The organism is Cupriavidus sp. HE11 (assembly GCF_056097175.1).
On record NZ_CP184464.1, the window covers coordinates 3,218,745 to 3,242,534 of the forward strand.

Below are 23,790 nucleotides of genomic sequence, written 5' to 3' on the forward strand. Positions count from 1 at the left end.
GAACGTTGAGGAATGAAACATGTTGCTGAATCGTGCACAGCCCGCTGAAGCCGGAGTCAAGGGCGAACCGCTGACATCCAGACAGGCCGCATTGAGCGGTATTGCCCGCTGGGCCGACTGGGTGATGTTACTGACCCTGCTGTGCTCGGCGGCGGCGGCCGTCGCCATTGGCCTGCACTATTACGCGCTGACGCTGGCGCTGACGGCAGCTGCGGTGCTGGTGGCAACGGGTGCCGGGGTATTCGCGGTGGCACGCGGCACACGGGCAAGTGGCGTGGTACTGACCACGGCAAACGTGGGCATGGTCGTGTTGCATATCCAGTTGTCGCACGGCACAACCGAATTCCACTTTGGCGTGTTCGTGCTGCTGGGGCTCTTGCTCGTGTATCGCGACTGGCGTCCGCTGGTCCTCGCCGCGACCCTGTTCGCGGTCCACCACATCCTGTTCGATCGCTTGCAGGCGCTGAATTTTCCGTTCTACTGCACGTCGTCGGCCGATTTTGCACGCGTGCTGCTGCATGCCGTGTACGTTGTCGTGCAGACCGGCATCGAGATCGTGCTGGCGCTGCAGTTGAGGCGTGCCGCCGTGGAAGGCGCCGAACTGTCGGCGCTGGTCGCGCAAGTGGATAGTGGCGACCGGATCTGCCTGGATGTCACGCACGTCGCCGTCAGTGTGCCCACTGCCGTGGCATTGCAGGCGGCCATCACGCGTATGGCTGGAGCGATGTCCGAGGTGCGCACGGCGGCCATGGCGGTTGAAGATGCGGCGTCGGAGATCGCCAGCGGCAGCATCGATCTCAGCGAGCGAACCGAGCGCCAGGCCTGGGACGTGCAACAGACCGCTACATCGATGCAGCAGATCCATGCTGCCGTGCAGAATGCTGCGCAAACGGCTGGCGAGGCGAACGCGCTGGCTGGCGAGACTTCGGATGCAGTCACCGAAGGTGGCGACGCGGTCGGGCGCGTCGTGCAGACGATGGACGGCATTTCGGCGTCGGCCGACCGTATCACGGAGATCACGAGCCTGATCGACAGCATCGCGCTGCAGACCCATATCCTGTCGCTGAATGCGGCGGTGGAGGCGGCCAGGTCTGGCGAGGCCGGTCGGGGCTTCTCGGTGGTGGCGACCGAAGTCCAGCAGTTGGCCCATCGCACCTCGACGGCGGCGCGCCAGATTCGCGAACTGATTGGCGAAAGCAGCGCCCGCGTGGAGCAAGGCAGGCAGCAGGTTGCCGCCGCGCATGGCGGGATGACGCATATCGTGACCAAAGCGCGGCGCGTCAGCGAACTGATCCGCCGGATATCGAGTTCCACCGATCAACAGGCGCAGGGCGTGGGGCACGTGGGCGAGGCGGTGGCCCAGATCGACAATACGACCCGGCAGAACGCCGCGCTGGTGGAAGAGAGCGCGGCGGCGGCCGAGAGCCTCAAGAGTCAGGCTGTGCGCCTCAATGCCGTGGTCGACCGATTCAATCTCCGGGGCGGCTGGCAGGCGGGTGGCGCAAGCCGCTAGCACCGCCGGAAGCCGCTTCGATTTCCAGATGGGCCACGCGATGTCCGGTCGCCGCGTCATGGGACGCGCAAGCCGCCGACAGCAAGGTGTCGGCGGCATGACGGTGCGCAGCTCATGCGCGGCCGGATAGCGGAATCAGTAATCCCACTGTACCGGCACGAAGCGGAAGCCCGCCCCGTTCTTTGCGATATGGCCGATGGACGGGAATGCGATGTGCGCCGCCGCCAGCAGGGAGCCGGTCTCGGCGGCTTCATTGAGCAGTGCGATACGCACGTCTACAGCCACTTCCGGCTCGTGTTCAAAGCCGTTTTGCCATTCGGGGTTGTCGAAGCCAACTTCGAAGATCGCATCGCCGACGAAGGTCAGCTTTTCGCCCTTGGACGCCACGTCCACAACGCAATGTCCTGGCGTGTGTCCACCCGTCACGCGTGCCGACACCCCGGCCGCGACTTCCACGGTCCGGTCGAACTGCACGATGTTCTCGCTGTAGAGCTCCACGAACTTCGCAGCGGCCTTGCGCAGCGCCGGAGGCACGGTCTCGGGCATCACCGTCTTGCTGAAGTCCGGGTTCTTCCAGAACTCCACTTCGGCAGCGGCCACGTGAATGCGCACGTTCGGGTTCAGTTTTGCCTTGACGCCGTCCACGTTGAGCCCGCCCACATGGTCCATGTGCATATGCGTGATGACGATATCCGTGATCGCGGCCAGGTCGATGCCGGCCGATTCCAGGCGCATCACCGAACGGCCCGCCCGCGTGAAATATTCGAAGCCGTCGCCCACGCCAGAGTCGACGAGGATCAGGCGGTCGCCGCTGCGCACGAGCGCGACATTCAGCGCCCAGTCGAACATGTCGCGTTGCAGGAAGCGGCCGTCGAACCATTCGTTGCGGTCCGACGGGCTCACGTTGGTAGACATCGTCGACGTTGGCAGCGGCAGAATGCCATCGCTGATCAGCACGACATCGACGTCACCCACGCGCACGGCGTAGCGGGAAGGCACGAGCTCGCCGGACCCTTGCCTGCCAAGGCTGGCGGTAACCGGCTGCACATTGCGGGCTGTTTCGCTCATTTCAGTAATCCTGTCAATTTGGTGGGTAAGCCGCACCGGGGCGGCGGCGTGCGAGTCCGCTTCGTGACGCGGACCTTTTCCTCGACCGTCGCACGGCTTGTGCAACCATCGTTGGAGCGGATTGTAGGCAGGATGGTCGAACGCCAGTAGCGTCGCGGAAGCGCCCAGTATGTTGTCCCGGCGACAACAATCGAACGCCCGGTCTCGGGCACGGGAACCTGAAGTGACGCTGTGGTTGCCGGGCAGCAGCGGTGTGCGGTTGCCGCCTACAGGCCGAAGATCAGCGAGCGATGGGCCGCGACGCCCGCCGCCACGCCGGCAGCGGACGCGAACGTCGCATTGCTCCACATGGTCGATGCATCGCCGGCGGCGAACACGCCCGGCACGCTGGTCTGCTTCAAGTCGTCGACGCGAATGACGGGGCCCATCGGACCTTCGTCGAACGTGCATCCGAGCTGTTCCGCCAGGGGGCTTGCCATGTGCGTGCGCGGCCCCACGAAGAGCGCATCGATGCGGATCACGCGGTCATCGGCGAGGCGCAATCCGGTCAGGTTGGGTGCATTGCCCAGGACTTCGACGACGGGCGCCGGCTCGACCCGCACATTGCGGCGGGCCAGCAGCGCGGCTTCGTCGGAGGTCGGCACCACGATGCCCTGCGTGAACCATGTCGTCGGTCCCCAGTCAGGAACGAGCATGGCCTGATGGATCGACAGCGCGTGCGTCGCCAGGACGCCGAGCCGCTTGTCGGCAACCTCGTAGCCGTGGCAATACGGACAATGCAGCACCGATACGCCCCAGCATTCCGCCAGGCCGGGCAACGGCGGGAGTTCGTCGCGAACGCCCGTCGCCAGGATCAGTCGATCGGCGCTGGCCGCCTGTCCGTCGCCATGCGTGACGACGAACCGATCATCGACGCGCCGTGCCGCGCTTGCCTCGCCCGCCACGATGCGTGCCGTCGGGTAAGCCGCAAGCTGGGTCCGGGCTTCGCCGACGATGGCTGCCGGTGCCTTGCCATCCTGCCCCAGGAATCCGTGCGAATGCGGTGCAAACCGGTTGCGAGGCTTCGCGCCATCCAGCACGAGTACGCGGCGCCGGGCTCGCGCCAGCTGCATGGCGGCTGAAAGGCCGGCGAAGCTGCCGCCGACCACGATGACGTCGTAGTGCGTATCCATGATTTTCCCCCGCGCGCTTCACGCAACATAAGAAGTTGCATGATAGCGTCATGTTAAACTTTCATGCAACCTGAAAAGTTTCTTGAGATGGCCGTCCACGATGAGAACCGATAGCCGTATATCTCGCGTCTTGCACGCGTTGATTCACATGAAGCACGCGGATGGCCCGCTGACTTCCGAAGCGCTTGGCGAGATGCTTTGCACGAACGCGGTCGTTGTCAGGCGCCTGTTCGGCGGGCTGCGCGACATGGGGTACGTGGTGTCGGAAAAGGGGCACGGCGGTGGCTGGGTGCTGGCCAGGCCGCTGGAGGACATCACGCTGCTGGATGTCTATCGCGCGGTTGGCGAGCCACCGCTGTTTTCGGACCTGGTGTCCCGGGACCATCCCGAATGCATGGTGGAGCAGGCCGTGAACGCGCACCTGTCGGCAACCGTGCTGGAAGCGGAAGCCGTCATGCTGGCAAAGTTCGGGAAGGTCACGCTTGCGATGCTGGCGCACGAATGCGAAGGGCCGGCCCGGGCGAAATTACCGAAGGGGCGTGCCCGTTCGCCAGATGGTTCGCCGCCGCGAGCCGGCGACGATTGATGCCGGGCGTGGCGCAGGCCGCGCGTTGTTCGTTCCAGGCGCCTGCCTAGCGCCGGCCACCCCGGCCGCCGCCACCGAACCCGCGTCCGCCACCGCCGCCACTGCCGCGGAAGCCGCCTCCGCTACCGGCGGCGTTGCCGCGCGAGCCTGAACCAAGGCTCGAGTTGCCGCGGTTCAGGTCGCGTTGCATCTCGCCGCGGCCGTTGCCGACACCGTTGAATCCGCTGTCACGGCCCGACGCACCGTCGCGGCCACGGAATCCGTTGCGTGTCTCCGCGCCGGGCGAACTACGGCCAAATTTCTCGCGCGACGCGTTGTCGCGGTAGGCCACCCCCTGGCGATGGCGGGCGTCATGCTGCCAGCGGTCTCCAGACAGTTTGCTCGAATCGAAGTTGCGGTCGATATTGCGTGCCTTGTGATGCTCGATATGGACGTTGTTGTTGTTCCAGTCGCAATTGCCGAAGATTGCCGCCGCCGTGATCAGCCCCACGCCAAAGGCGATCCCCGAACCGTAGCCGGGATAGTAGGCGGGATAGGGCGGCCAGTAGTAGTACGGGTAGGCGGGGTAGGCCCAGGCACCATAGACCACGCCCGGGTCGTACGCCGGCACGTAGATCGTCTGCGGATTGGCCGGCTCGATGATCACAACGCTCTGGCCGGCGGCCGTCGTCTGCGTGGTGACCGTCTGCTGGGCATTGGACTTCAGGTTGCCGGTCTGCTGCGCTTTCGCGCGCAGCCGCTGGATGGCATCGAAGACATCCTTTTGCTGTGCCAGGAAGGCGTCGCCGAGATTCTGCGTCCAGTCGATCTTGTCGTTCATCGGCTCAAGCACCTGCGGAAAGGCGAGTAGCGACTTCACGCTGGCGTCCCACGTCTCTTTCTGCGCGGCCTGGATGGCGGCATCGCCCTTCAGGTCGGGATGCGCCTTCAGCCAGCGGGCGGCCAGGACGATTTCCATCGGATAGGTGGAAGCCATCAGCACCTGGGAAAGCAGGCCGTCCGGGTACAAGGCGATCGGGGCCACCAGCGCCTCGATTTCCTCGGGCTTGTACGCGGCGCCGGCCGGCTTCTGCACGGCGGCCAGGTGGGCCTGGTCCAGCGATTGCGCCGGTGCGGCGCCCGGCGCCTGCGCCGTGGCGTCGGCCGCGCCGGTCGATGGCGGATTGGTCTGGCACCCGGCCAGCATCAGCGCGATGCATCCCGTCACGATTGCCCGGCGGTTCATGGTGCTACCCGCCTCCAGCCCGGGGCTGGATCGAATGTCTGGGTGCCGGACGCCTTCATCTCGGTCTGCGGGCCGAGGTTGCGTTCATAGACGATCCCCAGGTGGTTCACCATGAAGGTCATCACCCCTGTGTCGCCGTAGCGCACCGGCCACGCGATCACGGCGAATCCGCCGAAGAGCTTGCCGTCCACCACGTAGTTCATTGCGCCGGACTGCGCGTGCTTGCCCTGGGCGGTGAGCAGCTTGAAGCGGTAGCCGTTGTAGCCGTCCGCGCTCTGGTTAGGCCGGCTGGCATCGCTGAAGGCCTCGCCAAGGGGGCTCGGCGGTTCGTTTGGCGCGGTGGGCCAGTACAGGCCGTCGTGCTTGCCGGGGCTGCTGGCGAGCTTGCTGGCATAGACCAGAAGCTTTTCGCCGTCATGCGCGGTCTCGGCGTAGTCGTCCTGGGCGTCGCGTATGGCAAGCAGGGTTTGTATCGCAGCCAGCTCGTTGCGCCCGATCCGGCGTACGCGCATTTCCTGCAGGCCGGTCCGGGTGTCGAACTGCCAGCCGGCGGAGCGCTTCACCAGCGGGACGGGCAGGGTCCATCCGCTGTCGCCCACCACGATGAACGCGTGTCCATTGGCCGTTCGAACGGAGTGGGACACATTCCACGCGCGAATGAAAGTCTCGCGGGCCGCGTCGCCGGGGGGCGGGACAATCGCCCGGAAGTCGTCGCCAAGCATCTGGGTGAGCGCGGGCTGATCGTCGGCCAGTACCGCCTCGCCAAACGCGCGCATGCCGTCCTGGGCCGTGTCGAAATGCTGCTGTGCAAGCGCGGCCTGCGCGAGCAGGGCGAAGACGATCGCCAGGCCCCATGATCGCAGCGAGGCAAGGCGCAATCGGAACGGACCTGGCCGTATCGTCATGACAGGGTTCCCTGGGCGCGCGGACATCATCGTCCCATGCGCCGGTTGTAGGCGTTGTAGATGCGCTGCACCAGATCCCTGGCTCTCGGGTCCGGCGAGGCGAACTGGACGTTGAGCGTGCCGTCGGCCTGCGTGCGGAACGCGGCACTGATGATCGTCGCCCCCGCGCGGCCGGTGATGGAACCGGCGCGCCGGTCTGCGCTGATGTCGGCCAGGCCTTCATCGCGAAATGCACGCACGGCGGCACTGAACGACCGGTCAAACGTGGTAAGGGGTGCGCTGGCGAACGTTACCGGAACGATATTGGCGGTGGCCGCGAGCGCCTCGCCGCCGCCCAGCATCAGTGCCAGGAGCGAAAGCCCGACAAGGGGCCGGCACTGCCATGATCGTCCGAGCGTTTCCATGACGGCCTTGGTCTGCGCGATCCGGTTGGCGCGGGGCGGTTGCCGCTGCGCGCGTCGCCGATCCGATCTCGCATGAGGTCTACCCGGCACAGGGTGCCGGGGCATCGGCTGGAACGGGCGGTGGCAATCCCGGCGGACCCTCCGGACCGCCCGCTACTTCATTTTATGGGTGGGCGGACGGGGCGCAATGGCACTTTGGGGTAACACGTACGCAGCTGCAGTCGCGCCCCGGCAATGCAGTCTGCGGGGCAGCGGTTGGCCGGGTCCGCACCCTTCAGGCCCGGACGCGCTGCGCTGCCCATCGCCGATACCGGCGCACGCGGCAGGCATCGGACACCTGTTGCAGGATCAGCGCGCGCAGCGGCGACACCTCGGGATTGGTGGCCTTGCCGCGGCTCAGGTTGCGCAACTGGAACTTGACCGCAGCCATATTGGCCAGCGAGCCAGCACCTTGTTTTTCCAGGTGACGGGCAGCAACGCCGGTTCACTGTCCTTGCCGGCGAGCCAGTCGCGCGGCAGGTTGGGGTTGATGGCCAGGGCGGTGCCGATGCCAACCATGTCCACGCCGCTGCGCACCACCTGCTCGGCCACGGGCTGGCGGCGGATGCCGCCGGTGACCATCACCGGCATCTGCGCCACGGTGCGGATGTCGCGCGCGAACTCGACGAAGTAGGCCTCCCGGGCCAGCGTCCGGCCGTCGCGCGCCTGGCCCTGCATGGCGGGCGCCTCGTAGCTGCCGCCCGACAGTTCGACCAGGTCGACGCCCAGATCGTTGAGCATTTTCACGACTTCGCGAGCGTCCTCGACGCTGAAGCCGCCGCGCTGGAAGTCGGCTGAGTTGAGCTTCACCGCGACCGCGAAGCCCGGCGATACCGCGGCCCGTACCGCCTTGACGATCTCGATCAGCAGCCGGGCACGGTTCTCCAGCCGGCCGCCCCATGCATCGCTTCGGCGATTGGTCAGCGGCGACAGGAACTGGCTCAGCAGGTAGCCGTGCGCCGCGTGAATCTGGACACCCGTGAAGCCGGCCTGCTGGCCCAGTTGCGCGGTGCGGGCAAAGCGCCGGATGACGTCTTCGATCACGTCCTGCGTCATGGCCCTGGGCGTGCCGAAGTGCTTCGACATATTGCCCAGGTCCATCGGCACGGCGGACGGAGCCCAGGTGGGCTGCTTCAGGCTGGCGGGCATCTGACGTCCCGGATGATTGATCTGGAGCCAGAACTGCGCCCCGTTGGCGCGGCCGGCGCTGGCCCAGCGGCTGAACCGGTCCAGATGCGTGGCGTCTTCGAGCACGACGCCGCCGGGCCCCGTCATGGCGCGCCCGTCCACCATCACATTGCCGGTCAGCAGCAGGCCGGCACCGCCATCTGCCCATGCCTTGTACAGGCGGATCAGCGCATCGGACGGCGCATGGTCGGCGTCGGCCATGTTTTCTTCCATCGCGGCCTTGGCAATGCGGTTGGGGATGCAGGCACCGTTGCCAAGCACCAGCTTGTCGAACACGTTCATGAGGTCACCTCGTGGGAGCGTGTGCCGACTTTAAGCTTAAAGCTAACTTTAAGGTCAAGGATTTTCTTGCGCGCCCGGATCCGGGCGCAGGAAGCAGGCAGGCCCGCCCCGGAAGCGGGACGGGCCTGCAGGACCGATATCCGTCAAAGGCGCCTAGCTGCGCACAAAGGCCAGCAGATCGGCATTGATCGTATCGGCGTTGGTCGTGGGCATGCCGTGCGGAAACCCGGGGTAGGTCTTCAGCGTGCCGTTCTTCAGCAGCTTGGCGGACAACGGCGCCGAGTCTGCATAGGGAACGATCTGGTCGTCGTCGCCATGCATGACCAGGACGGGAATGGTGGCGCGTTTCAGGTCCTCGGTGAAATCGGTCTGCGAGAACGCCACGATGCCGTCGTAGTGCGCCTTGGCGCTGCCCATCATGCCCTGGCGCCACCAGTTCCGGATGACCCCTTCGGACGGCTTCGCGTAAGGGCGGTTGTAGCCGTAGAAGGGCCCGGTGGGAATGTCGAGGTAGAACTGCGCGCGATTGGCGGCAAGCTGCGCCTGGAAACCGTCGAAGACGTCCTTGGGAAGGCCGCCCGGATTGCTTTCCGTCTTGACCATTAGCGGCGGCACGGCACTGACAAGCACGGCTTTGGCGACGCGATCCTCGCCATGGCGCGCAACGTAGTGAATGACCTCGCCCCCGCCCGTGGAGTGTCCGACATGGACGGCCTTTTGCACGCCGAGGTGTTTCACCACCGCTGCCACATCGTCGGCGTAGTGATCCATGTCGTGGCCGTCCCAGACCTGGCTTGACCGCCCGTGGCCGCGCCGGTCGTGGGCCACGACCCGATAGCCCTGCGCCAGGAAGAACAGCATTTGTGCGTCCCAGTCGTCGGCGCTGAGCGGCCAGCCGTGATGGAAAAAGATCACTTGCGCATCGCGCGGCCCCCAGTCCTTGTAGAAGATATCAACGCCGTCCTTGGTTGTGACGTATCCCATGCTCGCTTCTCCTGTTTGGTGCAGCCATGAACCATCGATTCGCGAATCCGGCGGACGGCGCGGGCACGCCGCAGCTGGTCTGGGCCCGTGGTACCGGTTCTTCCGGGTACTGCTTCCGGGCCAGAAACCACTGTAGGATTGAAGCTCACTTCAAGGTCAATCTTTTTCAGGTTATGAGAATTGGGGAACTGGCACGGCTCAGCGGTCTGACGGCCTCCCGCATCCGCTTCTACGAGTCGGCCGGGCTGATCAGCGCCGTCGAGCGCTCGGCAAACGGGTATCGCGACTACTCGCCCGACGCGGTGTGGATTCTGGAAATCATCGCCACCGCGCAGGGGGCAGGATTCTCGCTCGATCAGATCCGCCACCTGCTGCCGATCGGTTCGGGCAACTGGCAGCATGACGAGTTGTTGGACGTCCTGCGGCGCAAGGTCGCCGAAATCGAGGACATGCAGCAGCGCCTGCAGCAGAACAAGGATCACCTGCTCGCCGTGATCCGGAACGTCGAGAACCGACCCCAGGACCTGGATTGCTCCGACCGGGTGCAGTGGGTACTGGGCCGCGTGCGCGAGGAAGGGCCGGCAGCAAAACCCCGCCGCCGGCGCACCGCCACGAGCTAAGGCGCTGTTGTCCGCATCGTTCGGGTCGCCCGGAGCGCTGGATCCGCGCCCCCATTTTTTGCCTACACTTAGTCCGGGCAGGCTCAGGTGGGTACGGCGATGCGGACCGATTCTGGTCGTCAGGACGGCGAGGGCAGCGACCGAACCCTGGTGTATTTCGGATGGCTGACCTTGTTCGTCTATCTGGCGACGCCCGCCGGCGCGCTGGTCGACATCCAGACGTCGTACATGCTCAAGAACGAGCTGCATGCGACGGCCACGCAGATTTCCACATTCAGGCTGGTCACGGGCATCCCCGTCTATGTCGCGTTCGTGTTCGGTCTGGCCCGCGACCAGTGGAGCCCGTTCGGCATGCGCGATCGCGGCTATTTCCTGGTCTTCGCACCGGTAACGGCGCTGGCTTGCGTCTGGATGGCGTATGCGGGCTTCACGTATATGGGCCTGCTGGTGGGCACGCTGATGGCCATGCTGGCATTCCGGTTCGTGGCGGCGGCCTGTCAGGGGCTGATCGCCCTGGTCGGCCAGGAAAAGCTCATGTCAGGCCGGCTGAGCGCGCTGTGGAATGTGATCAGCTCCGTCCCGGTGGTGGCGGGCGCTTTCGCTTCGGGCTACGTCTCCGACCATCTGGCGGCCCGGCAGGCCATCTATCTGGTCGCCATCTTCAATCTGCTGATCGTTGCCCTGGCGCTCTGGAAGCCGCCGTCGGTCTTCGGGCAGATCTATGACCGGAAGCAGGCCCGCGCCACGGACTTTGTCGGGAATATCAGACGGCTGGTCAGGCACAAGGCCGTCTATCCTGCGGTGCTGATCTGCTTTCTCTGGAATTTTGCCCCGGGTTCGGCCACGCCGTTGCAGTTCTACCTGACCAACGAACTGCACGCATCGGATTCCGTGTATTCGTACTACAACGGCATCTTTGCGGCCGCGTTCGTCCCGACATTCCTGCTCTACGGTTTCCTGTGCAAGCGGGTCGCGCTCGGCAAGCTGCTGTGGTGGGGCACGATCATTGCCGTGCCGCAGATGATTCCGCTGGCGTTCATCCACTCCGCCGACCTTGCCCTGGTGCTGGCGGCACCCACCGGGCTGATGGGCGGCATTGCCACGGCTGCGTACCTCGATCTTGCGATGCGGTCCTGTCCGCCAGGCCTGCAAGGCACGCTGATGATGCTGGTGGATGGCGTGCTCGCGCTGTCCGGACGCGCCGGAGACCTGCTGGGATCGTGGATCTACAACAGCGCGCCGTCGCACGGATTCGTGTACTGCGTCATCGCCACCACGGCCGTTTACGCGCTGATCCTGACCCTGATTCCGCTGGCGCCCAAGGCATTGGTCGCCACGACCGATGGCGAATCCGTCGCCGAAGATCCGGCGCCCGCGTCGCCGGACAGCCGCAAGCCCGCCTGAACATGCCGCGCAAGATGCCCGGAAAGATGCCGCGTCTATAATCGGCCGGCGTTGGCCCCGTGCCGATCCCCCTTATTCGCGGAGACACAGATGATTGATCATACCGGTGTGACAGTGAGCGATTATTCGAACAGTCTGGCGTTCTATGCGGCGGCACTCGGCGCCATCGGCATGGCCAAGCTGATGGAGATCCCCGCGAGCATCACCGGACATACCGATGTGGCAGGCTTCGGGCCGCCGGGCAAGCCGAAGTTCTGGATCAGCCGGGGCACGCCGAACCGGCCGCCGGTCCACGTCGCGTTTCGGGTCGATAGCCGCGAGGCCGTGGATGCCTTCTACCGGGCGGCCATTGCCGCGGGCGGGCGAGACAACGGCGGCCCGGGAATCCGCGCACATTATCACCCCGACTACTACGGCGCCTTTGTGCTGGACCCGGACGGCCACAATATCGAGGCCGTCTGCCATCAGCCTGCCTGATGTCCACCTGAAGTCAGCCAGAAGGCCGCCCGAAGGCCGCCGGCTGGCGGCCCGTTTTACGTTGTGCTGCTACCCGGCCTGGCTGACTTCGCCCGCGCCTTGCGCGGCGCTGGCGCACGCGGCGCCTCGCGGTCGGGCACCAGCGAGATGGCATGCATGCCTTCGAGCCACGACAGCGCATCGACATACGACAGGAACTGCTCCAGGTAGCCTGGCGACACCTCGCGCATCAGCGACAGCGAGCGATGCACCAGGTGGTTCGTGTTGAGCGGCCCGGCGTTCTCCGGCACGCCCGCCTGCGATGCGCGAAGCTGGCGGTCCACGCTGACGCGCGCCCATGTCTCGCGGAAGTAGTCGGCCAGGGCCGGCTCGGCGGCATGGCGGACACGCTGTTCGTTGGCGGCCAGCGCATGCGCTGCGTGAGGGGTGTGAGGTGCGTGAGGAGTTTGAGGTGCCTGGGGCGTTGCGGCGGCAGGCTGCGTGCCTCGGCCAAGGCGTTCCGTCAGGGCGGCAAGATCGGAGCGGATGCCGGGCTGTGGCCGCAGCGTGTCGGCGGGGGTTCCGCCTGGCGCACGTGCCAGTCCATCGTCATAGTCGGCGATGAGGCCCGCCAGCCGTTGCTCCAGCAACCGCCGCGCCTGGCCGTCGTAGCCGGACGCGCGTCGGGCCAGCGCCTCGATAAAGCGAAAGCGAACCGGGTCCGCGCGGTCGGCGCCGCTGTCGCGCCAGCCGTCGAGCAGGGCGCGAGCGCCGCAGGGTTCCCGAGCGGGGTCCTGGCGGGGTTCGTCGCGCAGTTCGTTGCGCAGATCGTTGCGCAATCCGGCGCGCTCGTCGCTATGCATCGGGTTTGGGCTTGCCTGCCGTGGCGCCGGCCCCTGCCGAAATACGCGGCACCGGCGCGATTTCCACACGCCGGTTTTTCGCCCGGCTTTCTTCCGTGGCATTCGGCGCAACGGGTTGCTGCGCGCCGAACGCCGCCGAAAAGACCGACGCAGGGGGTACGCCGGCCTCGATCAAGGCACGCGTCACGGTCAGCGCGCGCTGGGCCGACAGTTCCAGGTTGTCGGCAAACCGCCGGTTGCCTTCCCTGACCTGCTGGTCGTCAGTAAAGCCGCTCACCATCAAGATCTCGTCGCGTGCGCCCAGGTAGGCCGACAGCGGCGCGGCCAGGCTCTTGAGCAGCGCCCGGCCTTCGGGCTGCAATTGGTCGGAGTTCAGCGCAAACAGCACGTTGCCGCTGATGCCGATGCGGCCGTCCTTGAGCGTGACCCGGCCAGCCGCCAGCGGCCCGGCCAGCGCCTGTTCCAGCGTCTGGCGCCGCTTCAGTTCCTCCTGCCGCTGCTTGACCTCGTTCTCCAGCCGGGCCGACAACTCCATCTGCACCCCGATCACGCCCAGCAGCACCAGCACGAAGGCGCCCAGCATGACCGACATCAGGTCACCGAACACCGCCCACGCCGGGACGGTCGGCTCCACGCCGGCGTCGATATCGTCCGTCATGCCGCCTCGGCGCCAGGCTGTTGGGCGGAGAACTGCAGCAGGTTCTCCAGGATCTGCTTCTGGGACAGCATGCTGAGATCGACCACCTCGCGCGCCTGGGCCACGTAGTAGGCCAGTTGCTCGTCGCTGCGCGTCATCGACTTGTCGAGCGCGGCTTCGATGCGGGCCAGGTGCTCGGCCAGCTTGTCGTTTGATGCGCCGAACAGCTGTACCGCCGCACCGAATGCTTCGCCCAGGCTCGCTACCTCGACGGCGCTGCCGGTCATTTGCGCGGCAATGCCGTCCAGCTTGCCGGTCTCCTGCGCCACCTGCTCGGTGAATCGCGTGCCAACGCGCTCCAGCAGGTCGGCCGTGGTCGTGACCAGGCCATCCACGGCCGTGCGCTGCTCGGTGGAGGCGTGATTCACGGCGTCGAGCAGCGTGCCCAGGGTTTCCAGCAGGCGGCCACGTTCCTCCAGCATCGCGTTGTCGCGCGCCATGCCGTCAGTCAGCTTCTGGCGCAGTTCGGCGATGACGTCTGCGGCGGCCTTGGGCGCCTCGGTCGCAACCTGCGCCAGATGGGCCACCTCGGCGATGGTCTCGCTGGCCTGCTGCTGCGTGTGCGTGGCGATGTCGCGGGCCGTCTGGGAGAGCGCGTCGCGGATCTGCTGCTGGTGATCGGCGGATTGCGCGCTAGCCTGCTGCCACTCGTCGCGCATCGTGGCGGCCATGGCGGCCAGCGTGTCGCGCCATGCCGTCAGGCGCTGCTCGTCGCGCGCGGCCAGTTCGGCCTGCAGCGAAGACGCGGCGTGGAGCAGGCGATCGATCTCGGCAACGGTGCCGGTGGCGTGGGTTTGCGCGTGCGTGGCGATATCGCGGGCGCTCTGCGACAGGGTGTCGTGAACCTCCTGCTGGCGGGCGGCCGAAGTTGCGCTCGCCTGCTGCCACTCGTCGCGCATCGTGGCGGCCATGGCGGCCAGCGTGTCGCGCCATGCCGTCAGGCGCTGCTCGTCGCGCGCGGCCAGTTCGGCCTGCAGCGAAGACGCGGCGTGGAGCAGGCGATCGATCTCGGCAACGGTGCCGGTGGCGTGGGTTTGCGCGTGCGTGGCGATATCGCGGGCGCTCTGGGACAGGGTGTCGTGAACCTCCTGCTGGCGGGCGGCCGAAGTTGCGCTCGCCTGCTGCCACTCGTCGCGCATCGTGGCGGCCATGGCGGCCAGCGTGTCGCGCCATGCCGTCAGGCGCTGCTCGTCGCGCGCGGCCAGTTCGGCCTGCAGCGAAGACGCGGCGTGCAGCAGGCGGTCGATCTCGGCAACGGTGCCGGTGGCGTGGGTTTGCGCATGCGTGGCGATATCGCGGGCGCTCTGCGACAGGGCGTCATGCACTTCCTGGTGGCGTGCCGCCGAAGCCGCGCCCACCTGTTGCCACTCATCGCGCAGGGTCGCGGCCATGGCGGCCAGCGTGTCGCGCCAGGCGGTCAGACGGGCCTCGTCGCGGTCGGCGCTTGCCGACTGGCGCGCCGTCTCCTGCGTGGCCAGTTGCGATTGAAGGTCGGCGTGCGACTGGCTGACCGTGCCGGCAATACCGGCGGCGTGCTGCGCAAAGGCGGCCGAAGCGTCGGCCATGGCCTGTCGGTTGCCTTCGGTGAGCGCTGCGCCCGTTTGCGCCAGGCGCGACAGCGCGGCATCCCACGTGCGGGTGGCGTCGGCCGTTGCCGCATCGAGGCGGGTGCCGATATCGTTCACCAGGGTGGCCGAGCGTTGCGCGAAGGTCTCGCCAAAGCCGTCGAGCGATGCGCGCAGGTCAGTCGTCAGCGCGGTGTTTGCCTGCTGGTGCTGCGCCAGAGCCTGGCGCCAGGTATCGGTCACGGCGGTGGTGGTGGCATCGAAGCGCGCGGACAGACCGTCCAGATGCTGCTGCACGGTCTGCGTGACCGACTCGCGCACGGTGGCCGCTTCGTGGGCCAGACCGGCCATCGTGGTGTCCACGGCGGGCTGGATCGCGGCGCTGGCGGCGCGCGCGCTGTCGGCAATCCCGTCCTTCAGCGACTGCCCCACGGTTTCGGCCAATCGCGCATAGGCGGCGTCGGTGCGGGTGTGGAAGGCGTCCTGGCTGGCCGACAGGCGCTCGCCGAGCGCTTCGTTCTGGCGGGCCATCGCCGTGGTCATGGTTTCCAGGCGATCCACAAGCGCGGGCATCAGCTCGGCCTGCCGCTGCAGCAATGCGAAGACGGCCTCATTCTGGTGATGGCGCGAATGCACGCGCAGCGTGGTGGCGATGCGTTCATCGAGCATCTGCGCTGCCTGTACCCGCTCGCGGCGGGCCAGCGTCGAGAGCAGCCCGAGCATGGCGGAAGTGGCGACGCCGGCCACCGACGTGCCGAACGCGAAGCCCAGGCCCTTGACCGGTGCCGCCAGCGAGGCGCGGATGGCCTGCAGGTCGGCGGCGCTTTCCAGTGCCACGCCGGTCGTGCGCAGCGTGCCGACCATGCCGAGGAAGGTGCCGAGCATGCCCAGCAGCACCAGCAGGCCCACCAGATACGGTGTCATGGCCGGGCCGGGCAGGGCCACGCGCTCGCCTTCCACGCGCAGGCGCACGGCATTGCGCAGGCTTGGGTGAAGACGGTCGAGCCAGGCGCCGAGGCTGGCCGGCGGGGTGGCAAGGTCGGCCAGCGCGGCGGTCAGCGTGGGCGTGGCCTCGCGGTAGCGGTGCAGTTCGAGTGCGCCGCCCACGTAGAAGCCGCCGATGATCAGCGTGACGGCCAGCGCCAGCGCATTCGTGCCCGCGTAGCCGGCGCCAACCCAGCCGACAACGGCCAGGCCCGCGAGGAAGACGATCAGGGGTGCGGCGTTGGATGTGAGAGGTCTCTTCATGTCGATTCAGCTTTCGCGCAGGGCTGCGAGCAGCGCATCCACGGGCTGGAAGCGGATCTCCAGCTCGGCCAGCAGCACACTCTGCATGTCCCTGCGAAATTCGTTGAGCCACGCGCCCTCAGCGCCGCGCAGCCGTGTGAAATGCGGTTCCAGCATGCCCGGCACGGCCGCCAGCACGGCCTGTTCGCGCGGGCCGAGCACCTGCTCCATGACGGTATCCAGCATGGCGAGCCGGCCCGCCGGCGCCGTGCGTGACGCCAGGGCCGTGCGCAACCGCGCCCGCAGGCCCGCAATCTCGTTCTCCATCTGCTGTTGCAGCGCTACGTAGCGCTGGCGATGGACGGCAAAATCGGCCTCGGCCGGGTCCTGTGCGGCGGGCCGTGCCGGCATGCGGCGCCGGTTGTCGGCCGAAGAAGCGGCCTGCCCGGTGATCGCAGCGGTCAGCATCGCGCGCACATGCGCGCCGGCGGCGTCGCCGATGGCCGCTGGCCTGCCGTTGCCAGCACGCGCCGGTGCGCCGGACGCCACTTCGGGCGGATTGCCGTTGAGCGCGGCCGACAATGCGATGGCGTCGGTCCAGCCAAGCCACCGGCTCATCACGGCAGACAGCGACTGTGCGGCGCCCGAGGCATTCGCGTCCGTCAGGCGAGCCAGCAGGCGTAGCAGTTTCGGGCCGCTGAGACCCGTGCGCTGTGGCACTTGCATCATGTCGCCAGGATGAAAAAACGGGGAGTTTACACGGTCGGGGCGGGTAGAGCCGTCAAATCAGGGAAGACGATGAAGATCGCCGGCTATCTGGCGGTCTCGCCACTGCGGGCGCGGTCCTGGAGAAAGTCGACCAGCAGTTTGCCAACCGGGGAGAGGGCGTCGAAGTCGCGCGAGCAGATGGCGAACCGGCGGCGCGCCCAGTCGTCCCGAAGCGGGATGGCGCGGATGCCCAGCGCCTGGGCCACCGGCGCTGCGATCTCCAGCGGGATGATGGCCAGCCCCAGGTCGGCACGCACGCAGCGCAGCGCCGCGTCGAACGTCGATACGACGGCGCGATAGTCGATGCGGCGGCCAAGGATGGCGGCGTGCCGGTTCAGCATCGTCTGCACGGCCGTTTGCGCGGGCATGCCGATATGCCGGTGTTCCAGCGTCTGGGCGAACGTGCAATCGTCGGCGCGTGCCAGTGCATGCGAGCCGTGGACAATCGCGGCCAGATGGTCTGCCCGGTACGGGCGCGTCTGAAATCCCTCCAGGTCCGCGGCGTCCCAGCAGATCGCCAGCGGCGCCGAGCCCTCGCGCAGCGATCGCACCACGTCGATGCTCAGGCTTTCCTCGATCGTGATGCCTACGTCCTGGTGACCCGGAATCTGCAGGAATGCCGCGATATCGTCAGGCAACGATTCGGCCATCGACGAAACGGTGGCCAGCAGCCGGACCTGGCCACGAATGCCGGCGCCAAAGTCGGCCATGTCGCGCGCCACGCGATCGGCGGCGGCCAGCATGGCACGCGCGTGCGTCAGGACGATTTCGCCGGCGGGGGTGGGCACGACGCCACGCCGGCGGCGGTCCAGCAGGCTGGCGCCCACCGTTTCTTCCAGTTGCGCCAGCCGCTTGCTGATGGCCGAGGCCACGATGTGCTGCTGCTCGCCGGCCCGGGCGATGTTCTGGGTCTCGCACACGGCGACGAAGAGCCGCAGGGTAGTCAGGTCGAGGTCTCTCATGCCCGGATTGTAGAACCAGACATTCCGATATGGAACGACAAAGATCGCAAAAGATCGCTTCATGGTGTTTTCGGAACGGCATAAAGTCGTCCATATCGTTCGAACACGGATGCCTTTTCCGGCATCGAAAGCCATGACCGCCGTGCCCCACCTGTTTCAACCGATTCCCTGGCCCGCCCAGTCCGTGATCCGCGAAGTTGGATTGCGCGACGGGCTGCAGAGTATCCGGACCATCGTCCCGACCGGACAGAAGAAGGCGTGGATCCGCGCAGCCCATGCCGCCGGCCAGCGCGAGATCGAGGTCGGCTCGTTCGTGCCGGCGAAGCTGCTCCCGCAACTGGCCGATACGGCCGAACTGGTGGCGTTTGCGCGGACGCTGCCGGGGCTGTTTGTCTCGGTGCTGGTGCCCAACCTGCGCGGTGCGGAGGCCGCCATCGACAGCGGGGCAGACCTGATGATCGTGCCGTTGTCCGCCAGCCATGCGCACAGCCTGGCAAACCTGCGCAAGACGCCCGACGACGTAGTGGCCGAGGTGGCACGCATCCGTGCGGCGCGCGATGCCGCCGGCGCCAGTACGCTGATCGAAGGCGGGGTGGGCACGGCCTTCGGCTGCACACTGCAAGGCCGCGTGGCGCCCGATGAAGTACTGCGGTTGATGCAGGCGCTGCTCGATGCGGGCGCCGATCGGGTAAGCCTGGCCGATACGGTCGGGTATGCCGATCCGCGCATGGTCCGCCAGCTGTTCGAGCGGGCCCAGGCGCTTGCCGGGGACCGTTTCTGGTGCGGCCACTTCCACGATACGCGCGGACTGGGCCTCGCCAACGTACTGGCAGCCATGCAGGCCGGCGTCACGCGATTCGATGCCTGCCTGGCCGGTATCGGCGGCTGCCCGCATGCGCCCGGCGCCAGCGGCAACGTCACGACCGAGGATCTTGCCTACATGCTGGGCAGCATGGGTATCGAGACCGGCCTCGATATCGGCGCACTGCTGGCGCTGCGCCAGCAGGTGCAGGGCTGGCTGGCCGGAGAAACGCTGCACGGCACGCTGTGGCGCGCCGGGTTGCCCAGAACCTTTGCCGGCGCCCGCCACGCAGCCGCCTGACCGACACCATGAGCCATACCATGCAACAAGAGAACACATCGCTGCCGCTGGCCGGCGTCCGCGTCGTCGAATTTACCCATATGGTGATGGGGCCCACCTGCGGCATGATCCTGGCCGACCTGGGCGCCGAAGTCATCAAGGTGGAGCCGCCGGGCGGCGACAAGACACGCAATCTGCCCGGCCTCGGCATCGGTTTCTTCCGCGCGTTCAACCGCAACAAGAAGAGTGTGGTGCTGGACATCACCACCGGGGAAGGGCGCGCGGCGGCCGCCGAACTGGCCGGGCAGAGCGATGTGCTGCTGGAAAACTTCCGGCCCGGCCTGATGGAGAAGCTAGGCCTCGACTACGCAACGCTGTCGGCGAAATACCCGCACCTGATCTATGTCTCGCACAAGGGCTTCCTGCCCGGGCCTTACGAAAAACGCCTGGCGCTGGACGAAGTGGTGCAGATGATGGGCGGCCTGTCGTACATGACCGGCCCGAAGGGACGGCCGCTGCGCGCGGGAACCTCGGTCAACGACATCATGGGCGGCATGTTCGGTGCCATCGGCGTCCTGGCCGCCCTGCGCGAACGCGACCGGACGGGCCGCGGACAGGAAATCCAGAGCGCGCTGTTCGAAAATTGCGTGTTCCTGGCGTCGCAGCACATGCAGCAGTTCGCAATGACGGGCGAGGCGCCGCCGCCGATGCCGTCGCGCGTATCGGCCTGGAGCGTGTACGACGTGTTCACGCTCGCCGACGGCGAGCAACTCTTTATCGGCGCGGTCAGCGACAAGCAGTTCGTGACGCTGTGCCAGGTGCTGGGCCATCCGCAGCTGACCGCGCGGCCCGAGTACCGCGACAACGCGTCGCGCGTTGCCGTGCGGCCGCAATTGCTGGAAGAACTGGGCGCCATCCTTCAGCACCATCGCGCCAGCACCCTGATGCCGCAGTTCGAAGCGGCCGGCATTCCCTACGCGCCGATTGTCCGTCCCGATCAGTTGCTCGACGACCCACACCTGAAGCAAAGCGGCGGGCTGGTGCCAATGCAGGTGGACGATGGTTCCATCGCCCCCACGGTGCTGCTGCCGCTGCTGATGGGTGGCAGGCGTCCCGGCGTCAGGCATCCGTTGCCGAAGCCCGGCGAACACAACGACGAGGTGTTCGGGCGCATGGCAAGGCCCGACTGACTGCATCCGGCCGGGCCCGCTTTACCGTAGTTCCTATAACAAAGCATGACGGAGACAACCATGATTTCACGCCCCCACAGGAGGTTCGTGGCTGCGGCCACTGCCTTCCTGCTCTGCACCGCGCTGCCCGCGCTGGCCCAGGGCAGCAAGCCGGTACGGCTGATCCTGCCGATCAGCGCAGGCTCCGGCGTCGATGCCATTGCCCGCACCGCCGGGCCGGCGCTGGGCAAGGCCATGGGCCAGCCCGTGGTGATCGAGAACCTGCCCGGAGCGGGCGGGATCACTGGCGCGGCTGCCGTGGTCAAGGCGCAGCCCGACGGCACGACGCTGGGGCTGGTCTCGAACAATCACGTGATCAACCCGAGCGTTTTCAAGTCCATGCCGTTCGACCCGATCAAGGACGTGACGCCGATCAGCGTGCTTGGCGCCACGCAGCTTGTGCTCGTGGTCAATCCGAAAATCCCGGCGAAGAACGTCAAGGAACTGGTGGCGCTGCTCAAGGCGAAGCCCGACGTCTACAACTACGCGTCGTCCGGCAACGGCACGATCATCCATCTGGCCGGCGAGATGTTCCTGAGCGAAGCCGGCGTCAAGGCCAATCACATCCCCTACAAGGGCACCGGCCCGATGGTGACCGACCTGCTGGGCGGACAGGTGGACATGGGCGTGGTCGCGCTCAATGCCGCGCTGCCTTACCTGAAGGCCGGCACGCTGCGGGCCATCGGCCTGTGTGGCGATGCGCGCTCGCCGGTGGCGCCCGATGTGCCCACCATCGCCGAGCAGGGCCTGCCCGGCTACCACGTCGAGGGCTGGTTTGCCGTCGTCGGTCCGGCCAACATGAAGCCTGCCGATGTGAAGCGCATACATGACGCGTTTGCCACGGCGTTTTCCAGCCCCGAGGTGGTGGAGGCGCTCAAGAAGCAGGCCACCGTCATCAAGCCCGGCTCACCCGAGGCGGCCGCCCAGTACTTCCGGGCCGAGGCCGATCGTTACGCTGGCCTGGTGAAGAAGGCCAACGTCAAAGTCGAATGATTGATCCCATCGAGAACATGCCCGTCTACCAGCTTGGCGAACTCAAGCCATCCATTGCCGAAAGCGCCTTCGTGGCCGCCGAGGCCACCCTCATCGGCCGTGCCGAACTGGCCGACGACGTCAGCGTGTGGCCCGGTGCGGTCATCCGTGCCGACAACGAGCCGATCCGGATCGGCGCGGGCAGCAACGTGCAGGAGGGCGCCGTGCTGCATACCGATCCGGGCTGCCCGCTGCGGATTGGCGAGCATGTCAGCGTCGGTCACCAGGCCATCGTGCTGAACAACGCGAGCATCGGCGCCGGGTCGCTGGTTGCCGCAGGCGCACTGGTGACGGAGGGCAAGGCCTTTCCGCCGCGCTCGCTGATCCTGGGTGCTCCGGCCAAGGCCGTGCGGCAGCTGACACAGGATGAGGTGGACAACCTGCGTGCCAATGCCGACGACTATGCCCGGCGCGCGGCGCACTACAGGACGGCGTTGAAGCGTATCGCCTGAGCGGCGATCCCGGTTGTCCCGCAGCCGGCAACCAGACCGGCGCGGGTTATTTCCCATCCAGACGGAGGAGACATGCATTACAAGAAACTGGCGTCAGCCGGTGCGGCGGCGCTCGCCTTTGCGATTTGCACGGGCCATGCCTGCGCCCAGTCATCGGCATCGGTAACGCTGTACGGACTGGTCGATACGGGGATCGAATTCCTGAACCATGCCGGAACGAATGGGTCCGGCTCCGTGTATCGGATGTCGCCGGGCAACGTGACCGGGTCGCGCTGGGGCCTGCGCGGCAAGGAAGACCTGGGCGGCGGCCTGGGTGCGGTGTTCGTGCTGGAAAGCGGCTTCAACAGCGACACCGGCACGTCGGGGCAGGGCGGCCGTCTGTTCGGGCGGCAGGCCTATGTCGGGCTGCAGAACGAATGGGGGCTGATTTCGCTGGGGCGCCAGATCAACACGCTCTACGACCTGTTCGTGCCGCTTGATCCCGTGCGGTACACCAGCTACGGCCTGCTGGCGCAGGACGCGCAGTTCGCCAACCGCGCGGACAATGCCATCAAGTACACCGGCAATTTTGGCAACCTGACCCTCACCGGCATGTACAGCGCCGGCTACGACGCCACGATCGCCAACGGCAGCGAAGTGCCTGGCAATCCGCGCATCGGCCAGGAGATTGGCGTGGGCACGTCGTACACGATCGGCAAGCTTGGCATGGTGCTGGCCTACGACCAGCGTCGGGGCACGTCGGCGGCCTCGGCCGGGACGATCGAACGACGCTACGCCACCGGCCTGCTGTGGACCGACGGGCCGTTCACGGCCACGGCAGGGTATCGGTTCCTGCAGGGCACCATTGCCACGCCGTCGCTGCGCGCCCACTTGTACTGGATCGGCGGCTCGTACAACTTCACGCCGGCCTTCGTAGTGCGCGCCGGCGTCTATCGTACCGACCGGCGCGATTCCTCCAGCGATGCCATGAGCTACGCGCTGGCGATGGCCTACACGCTGTCCAAACGCACCGACCTGTATCTCAACGCATCATTCATGGACAACAAGGGCGCGTCCACGCTGGGTGTGGTGAATGGAGGCACGGTGGCGCCAGGCGTGAACCAGACCGGCGTGGTGGCCGGCATCAAGCACATCTTCTGATCGCCGGATTGGTGCCGAACCGGCCGGAAGGCGAAGGTCGACGGCGCGGTTTCAGTCGTGAACGAAGTTGCCCGTGCCGTAGACCTTTTCGCACCAGGCCGGACTTGCGCCGAGCAGCCTTGACAGCTTGGTGGCAGCCACCAGCTGCACCCGGGCGATCTCGGTGCGATCCGCCGCCTGCAGGCGTGTGGCCGGGCCGGAGAGCGTGAGCGACGCCATGAACTTGTCGCCAGCCCCGAACAACGGCGTGGCGAAGGCCGCGGTATAGATATCGCGCACGCCGGCGGTGAACCATGGCAGCGGCTCGTCACGGCGGGCCGATTCATCTTCCTTCCCCCAGTACTTGAGCACCGACCCGATTGCGGTGTCGTCGAGCGGCAGGATGGTGCCGGGCAGGCGCGTCTCGCGCAGGCCTTCGCTGGGCTCGGCGCGATACAGGCACATGCGCTGCTCGTCGCCGTGCAGCACGTAGTACGACGCGCTTTCCCGGGTCGCCAGTGCCAGCTCCTGCAGCACGGGCTCGATGACCGAGCCCAGCTGGAACGACTGCTCGTACAGCTTGCCCAGATACAGCACGCGCGGCCCCAGCGCATAGCGCCCATCGGCCGTGCGCACCACATAGCTCATCCGCTCCAGCGAATTCAGCAGACGGAACACCGTCGTCTTGTGCATGCCGGAGGTGCTGGAAAGCTGCGCAAGCGACTGGATCTCTGCGCCAAGGCGGAAGCAGTCCAGCAAGCCAAGCGCCTTTTCGACGGCGGCTACCCCGTGGTTACTCATCTTTTATTCCGGTACGTGATTCCGTGCATTGTACTGTGTACAACGCCATTGTGTAATGTACAAGGGTAAACGCCAAGTGGAGCTGCGACTTTAACGGACTATAGTTGTCTCAAATTTATGAAACGATGTTGTACAGAGTACAACGCAA

General features: G+C 66.8%; 22 protein-coding genes and 1 pseudogene. 10 read left to right on the top strand and 13 right to left on the bottom strand.

What is annotated here, in order from left to right:
- The first annotated feature begins 19 nt into the window (after positions 1-19).
- The gene (locus ACOABP_RS14960; RefSeq protein ID WP_474225858.1) at positions 20-1,513 is read left to right on the top strand and encodes a methyl-accepting chemotaxis protein; all 1,494 of its coding nucleotides are present in this window, start codon (positions 20-22) and stop codon (positions 1,511-1,513) included.
- 135 nt (positions 1,514-1,648) lie between these two features.
- Here ACOABP_RS14960 and ACOABP_RS14965 read toward each other — a convergent pair whose 3' ends face one another.
- Both ACOABP_RS14965 and ACOABP_RS14970 read right to left on the bottom strand, forming a co-directional pair.
- Positions 1,649-2,581, bottom strand: a complete 933-nt coding sequence (locus ACOABP_RS14965) for an MBL fold metallo-hydrolase (RefSeq protein WP_474225860.1) — start codon at positions 2,579-2,581, stop codon at positions 1,649-1,651.
- 266 nt (positions 2,582-2,847) lie between these two features.
- On the bottom strand, positions 2,848-3,753 hold the full coding sequence (locus ACOABP_RS14970) for an NAD(P)/FAD-dependent oxidoreductase (protein ID WP_474225861.1): 906 nt from the start codon (positions 3,751-3,753) through the stop codon (positions 2,848-2,850).
- Positions 3,754-3,853: 100 nt separating this feature from the next.
- On the opposite strand from ACOABP_RS14970, the gene ACOABP_RS14975 reads away from it, so the two are divergent.
- On the top strand, positions 3,854-4,339 hold the full coding sequence (locus tag ACOABP_RS14975; protein WP_474225862.1) for an Rrf2 family transcriptional regulator: 486 nt from the start codon (positions 3,854-3,856) through the stop codon (positions 4,337-4,339).
- A gap of 46 nt (positions 4,340-4,385) precedes the next feature.
- Here the strand turns inward: ACOABP_RS14975 and ACOABP_RS14980 are convergent, their stop codons facing one another.
- The 5 genes and pseudogenes from ACOABP_RS14980 to ACOABP_RS15000 all read right to left on the bottom strand — a co-directional run bounded on the left by ACOABP_RS14980 (position 4,386) and on the right by ACOABP_RS15000 (position 9,366).
- Positions 4,386-5,564: a DUF3300 domain-containing protein gene (locus tag ACOABP_RS14980; protein WP_474225863.1), complete on the bottom strand. Its 1,179-nt coding sequence runs from the start codon at positions 5,562-5,564 to the stop codon at positions 4,386-4,388.
- Positions 5,561-6,469 (bottom strand): DUF2950 domain-containing protein, encoded by a 909-nt coding sequence (locus ACOABP_RS14985; protein WP_474225864.1) that lies wholly within the window; start codon positions 6,467-6,469, stop codon positions 5,561-5,563. The genes ACOABP_RS14980 and ACOABP_RS14985 overlap by 4 nt, the downstream gene beginning before the upstream one ends.
- 26 nt (positions 6,470-6,495) lie before the next feature.
- Entirely contained in the window at positions 6,496-6,873 is a 378-nt protein-coding gene (locus tag ACOABP_RS14990) for a hypothetical protein (RefSeq protein WP_474225865.1), read from the bottom strand.
- A gap of 274 nt (positions 6,874-7,147) precedes the next feature.
- Positions 7,148-8,382: pseudogene (locus ACOABP_RS14995) on the bottom strand (NADH:flavin oxidoreductase/NADH oxidase family protein).
- Positions 8,383-8,535: 153 nt separating this feature from the next.
- Entirely contained in the window at positions 8,536-9,366 is an 831-nt protein-coding gene (locus ACOABP_RS15000; RefSeq protein ID WP_474225866.1) for an alpha/beta fold hydrolase, read from the bottom strand.
- A 173-nt stretch (positions 9,367-9,539) separates the two neighbouring features.
- On the opposite strand from ACOABP_RS15000, the gene ACOABP_RS15005 reads away from it, so the two are divergent.
- The 3 genes from ACOABP_RS15005 to ACOABP_RS15015 all read left to right on the top strand — a co-directional run bounded on the left by ACOABP_RS15005 (position 9,540) and on the right by ACOABP_RS15015 (position 11,867).
- On the top strand, positions 9,540-9,986 hold the full coding sequence (locus ACOABP_RS15005; protein WP_474227847.1) for a MerR family transcriptional regulator: 447 nt from the start codon (positions 9,540-9,542) through the stop codon (positions 9,984-9,986).
- 99 nt (positions 9,987-10,085) lie between these two features.
- Entirely contained in the window at positions 10,086-11,390 is a 1,305-nt protein-coding gene (locus tag ACOABP_RS15010) for an MFS transporter (RefSeq protein ID WP_474225867.1), read from the top strand.
- Between the two features lie 90 nt (positions 11,391-11,480).
- On the top strand, positions 11,481-11,867 hold the full coding sequence (locus ACOABP_RS15015) for a VOC family protein (protein WP_474225869.1): 387 nt from the start codon (positions 11,481-11,483) through the stop codon (positions 11,865-11,867).
- Positions 11,868-11,923: 56 nt separating this feature from the next.
- Here ACOABP_RS15015 and ACOABP_RS15020 read toward each other — a convergent pair whose 3' ends face one another.
- The 5 genes from ACOABP_RS15020 to ACOABP_RS15040 all read right to left on the bottom strand — a co-directional run bounded on the left by ACOABP_RS15020 (position 11,924) and on the right by ACOABP_RS15040 (position 17,928).
- On the bottom strand, positions 11,924-12,709 hold the full coding sequence (locus tag ACOABP_RS15020) for a DUF2894 domain-containing protein (protein ID WP_474225871.1): 786 nt from the start codon (positions 12,707-12,709) through the stop codon (positions 11,924-11,926).
- Positions 12,702-13,367 (bottom strand): OmpA family protein, encoded by a 666-nt coding sequence (locus ACOABP_RS15025; RefSeq protein ID WP_474225872.1) that lies wholly within the window; start codon positions 13,365-13,367, stop codon positions 12,702-12,704. Before ACOABP_RS15025 ends, ACOABP_RS15020 begins: the two co-directional genes overlap by 8 nt.
- Complete coding sequence (locus tag ACOABP_RS15030) at positions 13,364-16,219, bottom strand: DUF802 domain-containing protein (RefSeq protein WP_474225873.1); 2,856 nt, start codon at positions 16,217-16,219, stop codon at positions 13,364-13,366. Before ACOABP_RS15030 ends, ACOABP_RS15025 begins: the two co-directional genes overlap by 4 nt.
- A 6-nt stretch (positions 16,220-16,225) precedes the next feature.
- Entirely contained in the window at positions 16,226-16,927 is a 702-nt protein-coding gene (locus tag ACOABP_RS15035) for a DUF3348 domain-containing protein (protein ID WP_474225874.1), read from the bottom strand.
- An 83-nt stretch (positions 16,928-17,010) separates the two neighbouring features.
- Complete coding sequence (locus ACOABP_RS15040; protein WP_474227848.1) at positions 17,011-17,928, bottom strand: LysR family transcriptional regulator; 918 nt, start codon at positions 17,926-17,928, stop codon at positions 17,011-17,013.
- 133 nt (positions 17,929-18,061) lie between these two features.
- Here ACOABP_RS15040 and ACOABP_RS15045 point away from each other — a divergent pair, with 133 nt between their 5' ends.
- The 5 genes from ACOABP_RS15045 to ACOABP_RS15065 all read left to right on the top strand — a co-directional run bounded on the left by ACOABP_RS15045 (position 18,062) and on the right by ACOABP_RS15065 (position 22,862).
- Positions 18,062-19,030, top strand: a complete 969-nt coding sequence (locus ACOABP_RS15045; protein ID WP_474225875.1) for a hydroxymethylglutaryl-CoA lyase — start codon at positions 18,062-18,064, stop codon at positions 19,028-19,030.
- Positions 19,031-19,050: 20 nt separating this feature from the next.
- Positions 19,051-20,199, top strand: coding sequence for a CaiB/BaiF CoA transferase family protein (locus tag ACOABP_RS15050; protein ID WP_474225876.1), 1,149 nt, complete (start codon positions 19,051-19,053; stop codon positions 20,197-20,199).
- Between the two features lie 60 nt (positions 20,200-20,259).
- A complete protein-coding gene (locus tag ACOABP_RS15055; protein ID WP_474225877.1) occupies positions 20,260-21,231 on the top strand; it encodes a Bug family tripartite tricarboxylate transporter substrate binding protein in 972 nt (323 codons plus the stop codon).
- Positions 21,232-21,248: 17 nt separating this feature from the next.
- Positions 21,249-21,722 carry a gamma carbonic anhydrase family protein gene (locus ACOABP_RS15060; RefSeq protein ID WP_474227849.1) on the top strand — a complete coding sequence of 158 codons (474 nt, stop codon included), beginning with the start codon at positions 21,249-21,251 and terminating at the stop codon, positions 21,720-21,722.
- Positions 21,723-21,794: 72 nt separating this feature from the next.
- Complete coding sequence (locus ACOABP_RS15065; protein WP_474225878.1) at positions 21,795-22,862, top strand: porin; 1,068 nt, start codon at positions 21,795-21,797, stop codon at positions 22,860-22,862.
- Positions 22,863-22,913: 51 nt separating this feature from the next.
- Here the strand turns inward: ACOABP_RS15065 and ACOABP_RS15070 are convergent, their stop codons facing one another.
- A complete protein-coding gene (locus ACOABP_RS15070) occupies positions 22,914-23,642 on the bottom strand; it encodes an IclR family transcriptional regulator (RefSeq protein ID WP_474225880.1) in 729 nt (242 codons plus the stop codon).
- Positions 23,643-23,790: the final 148 nt, after the last annotated feature.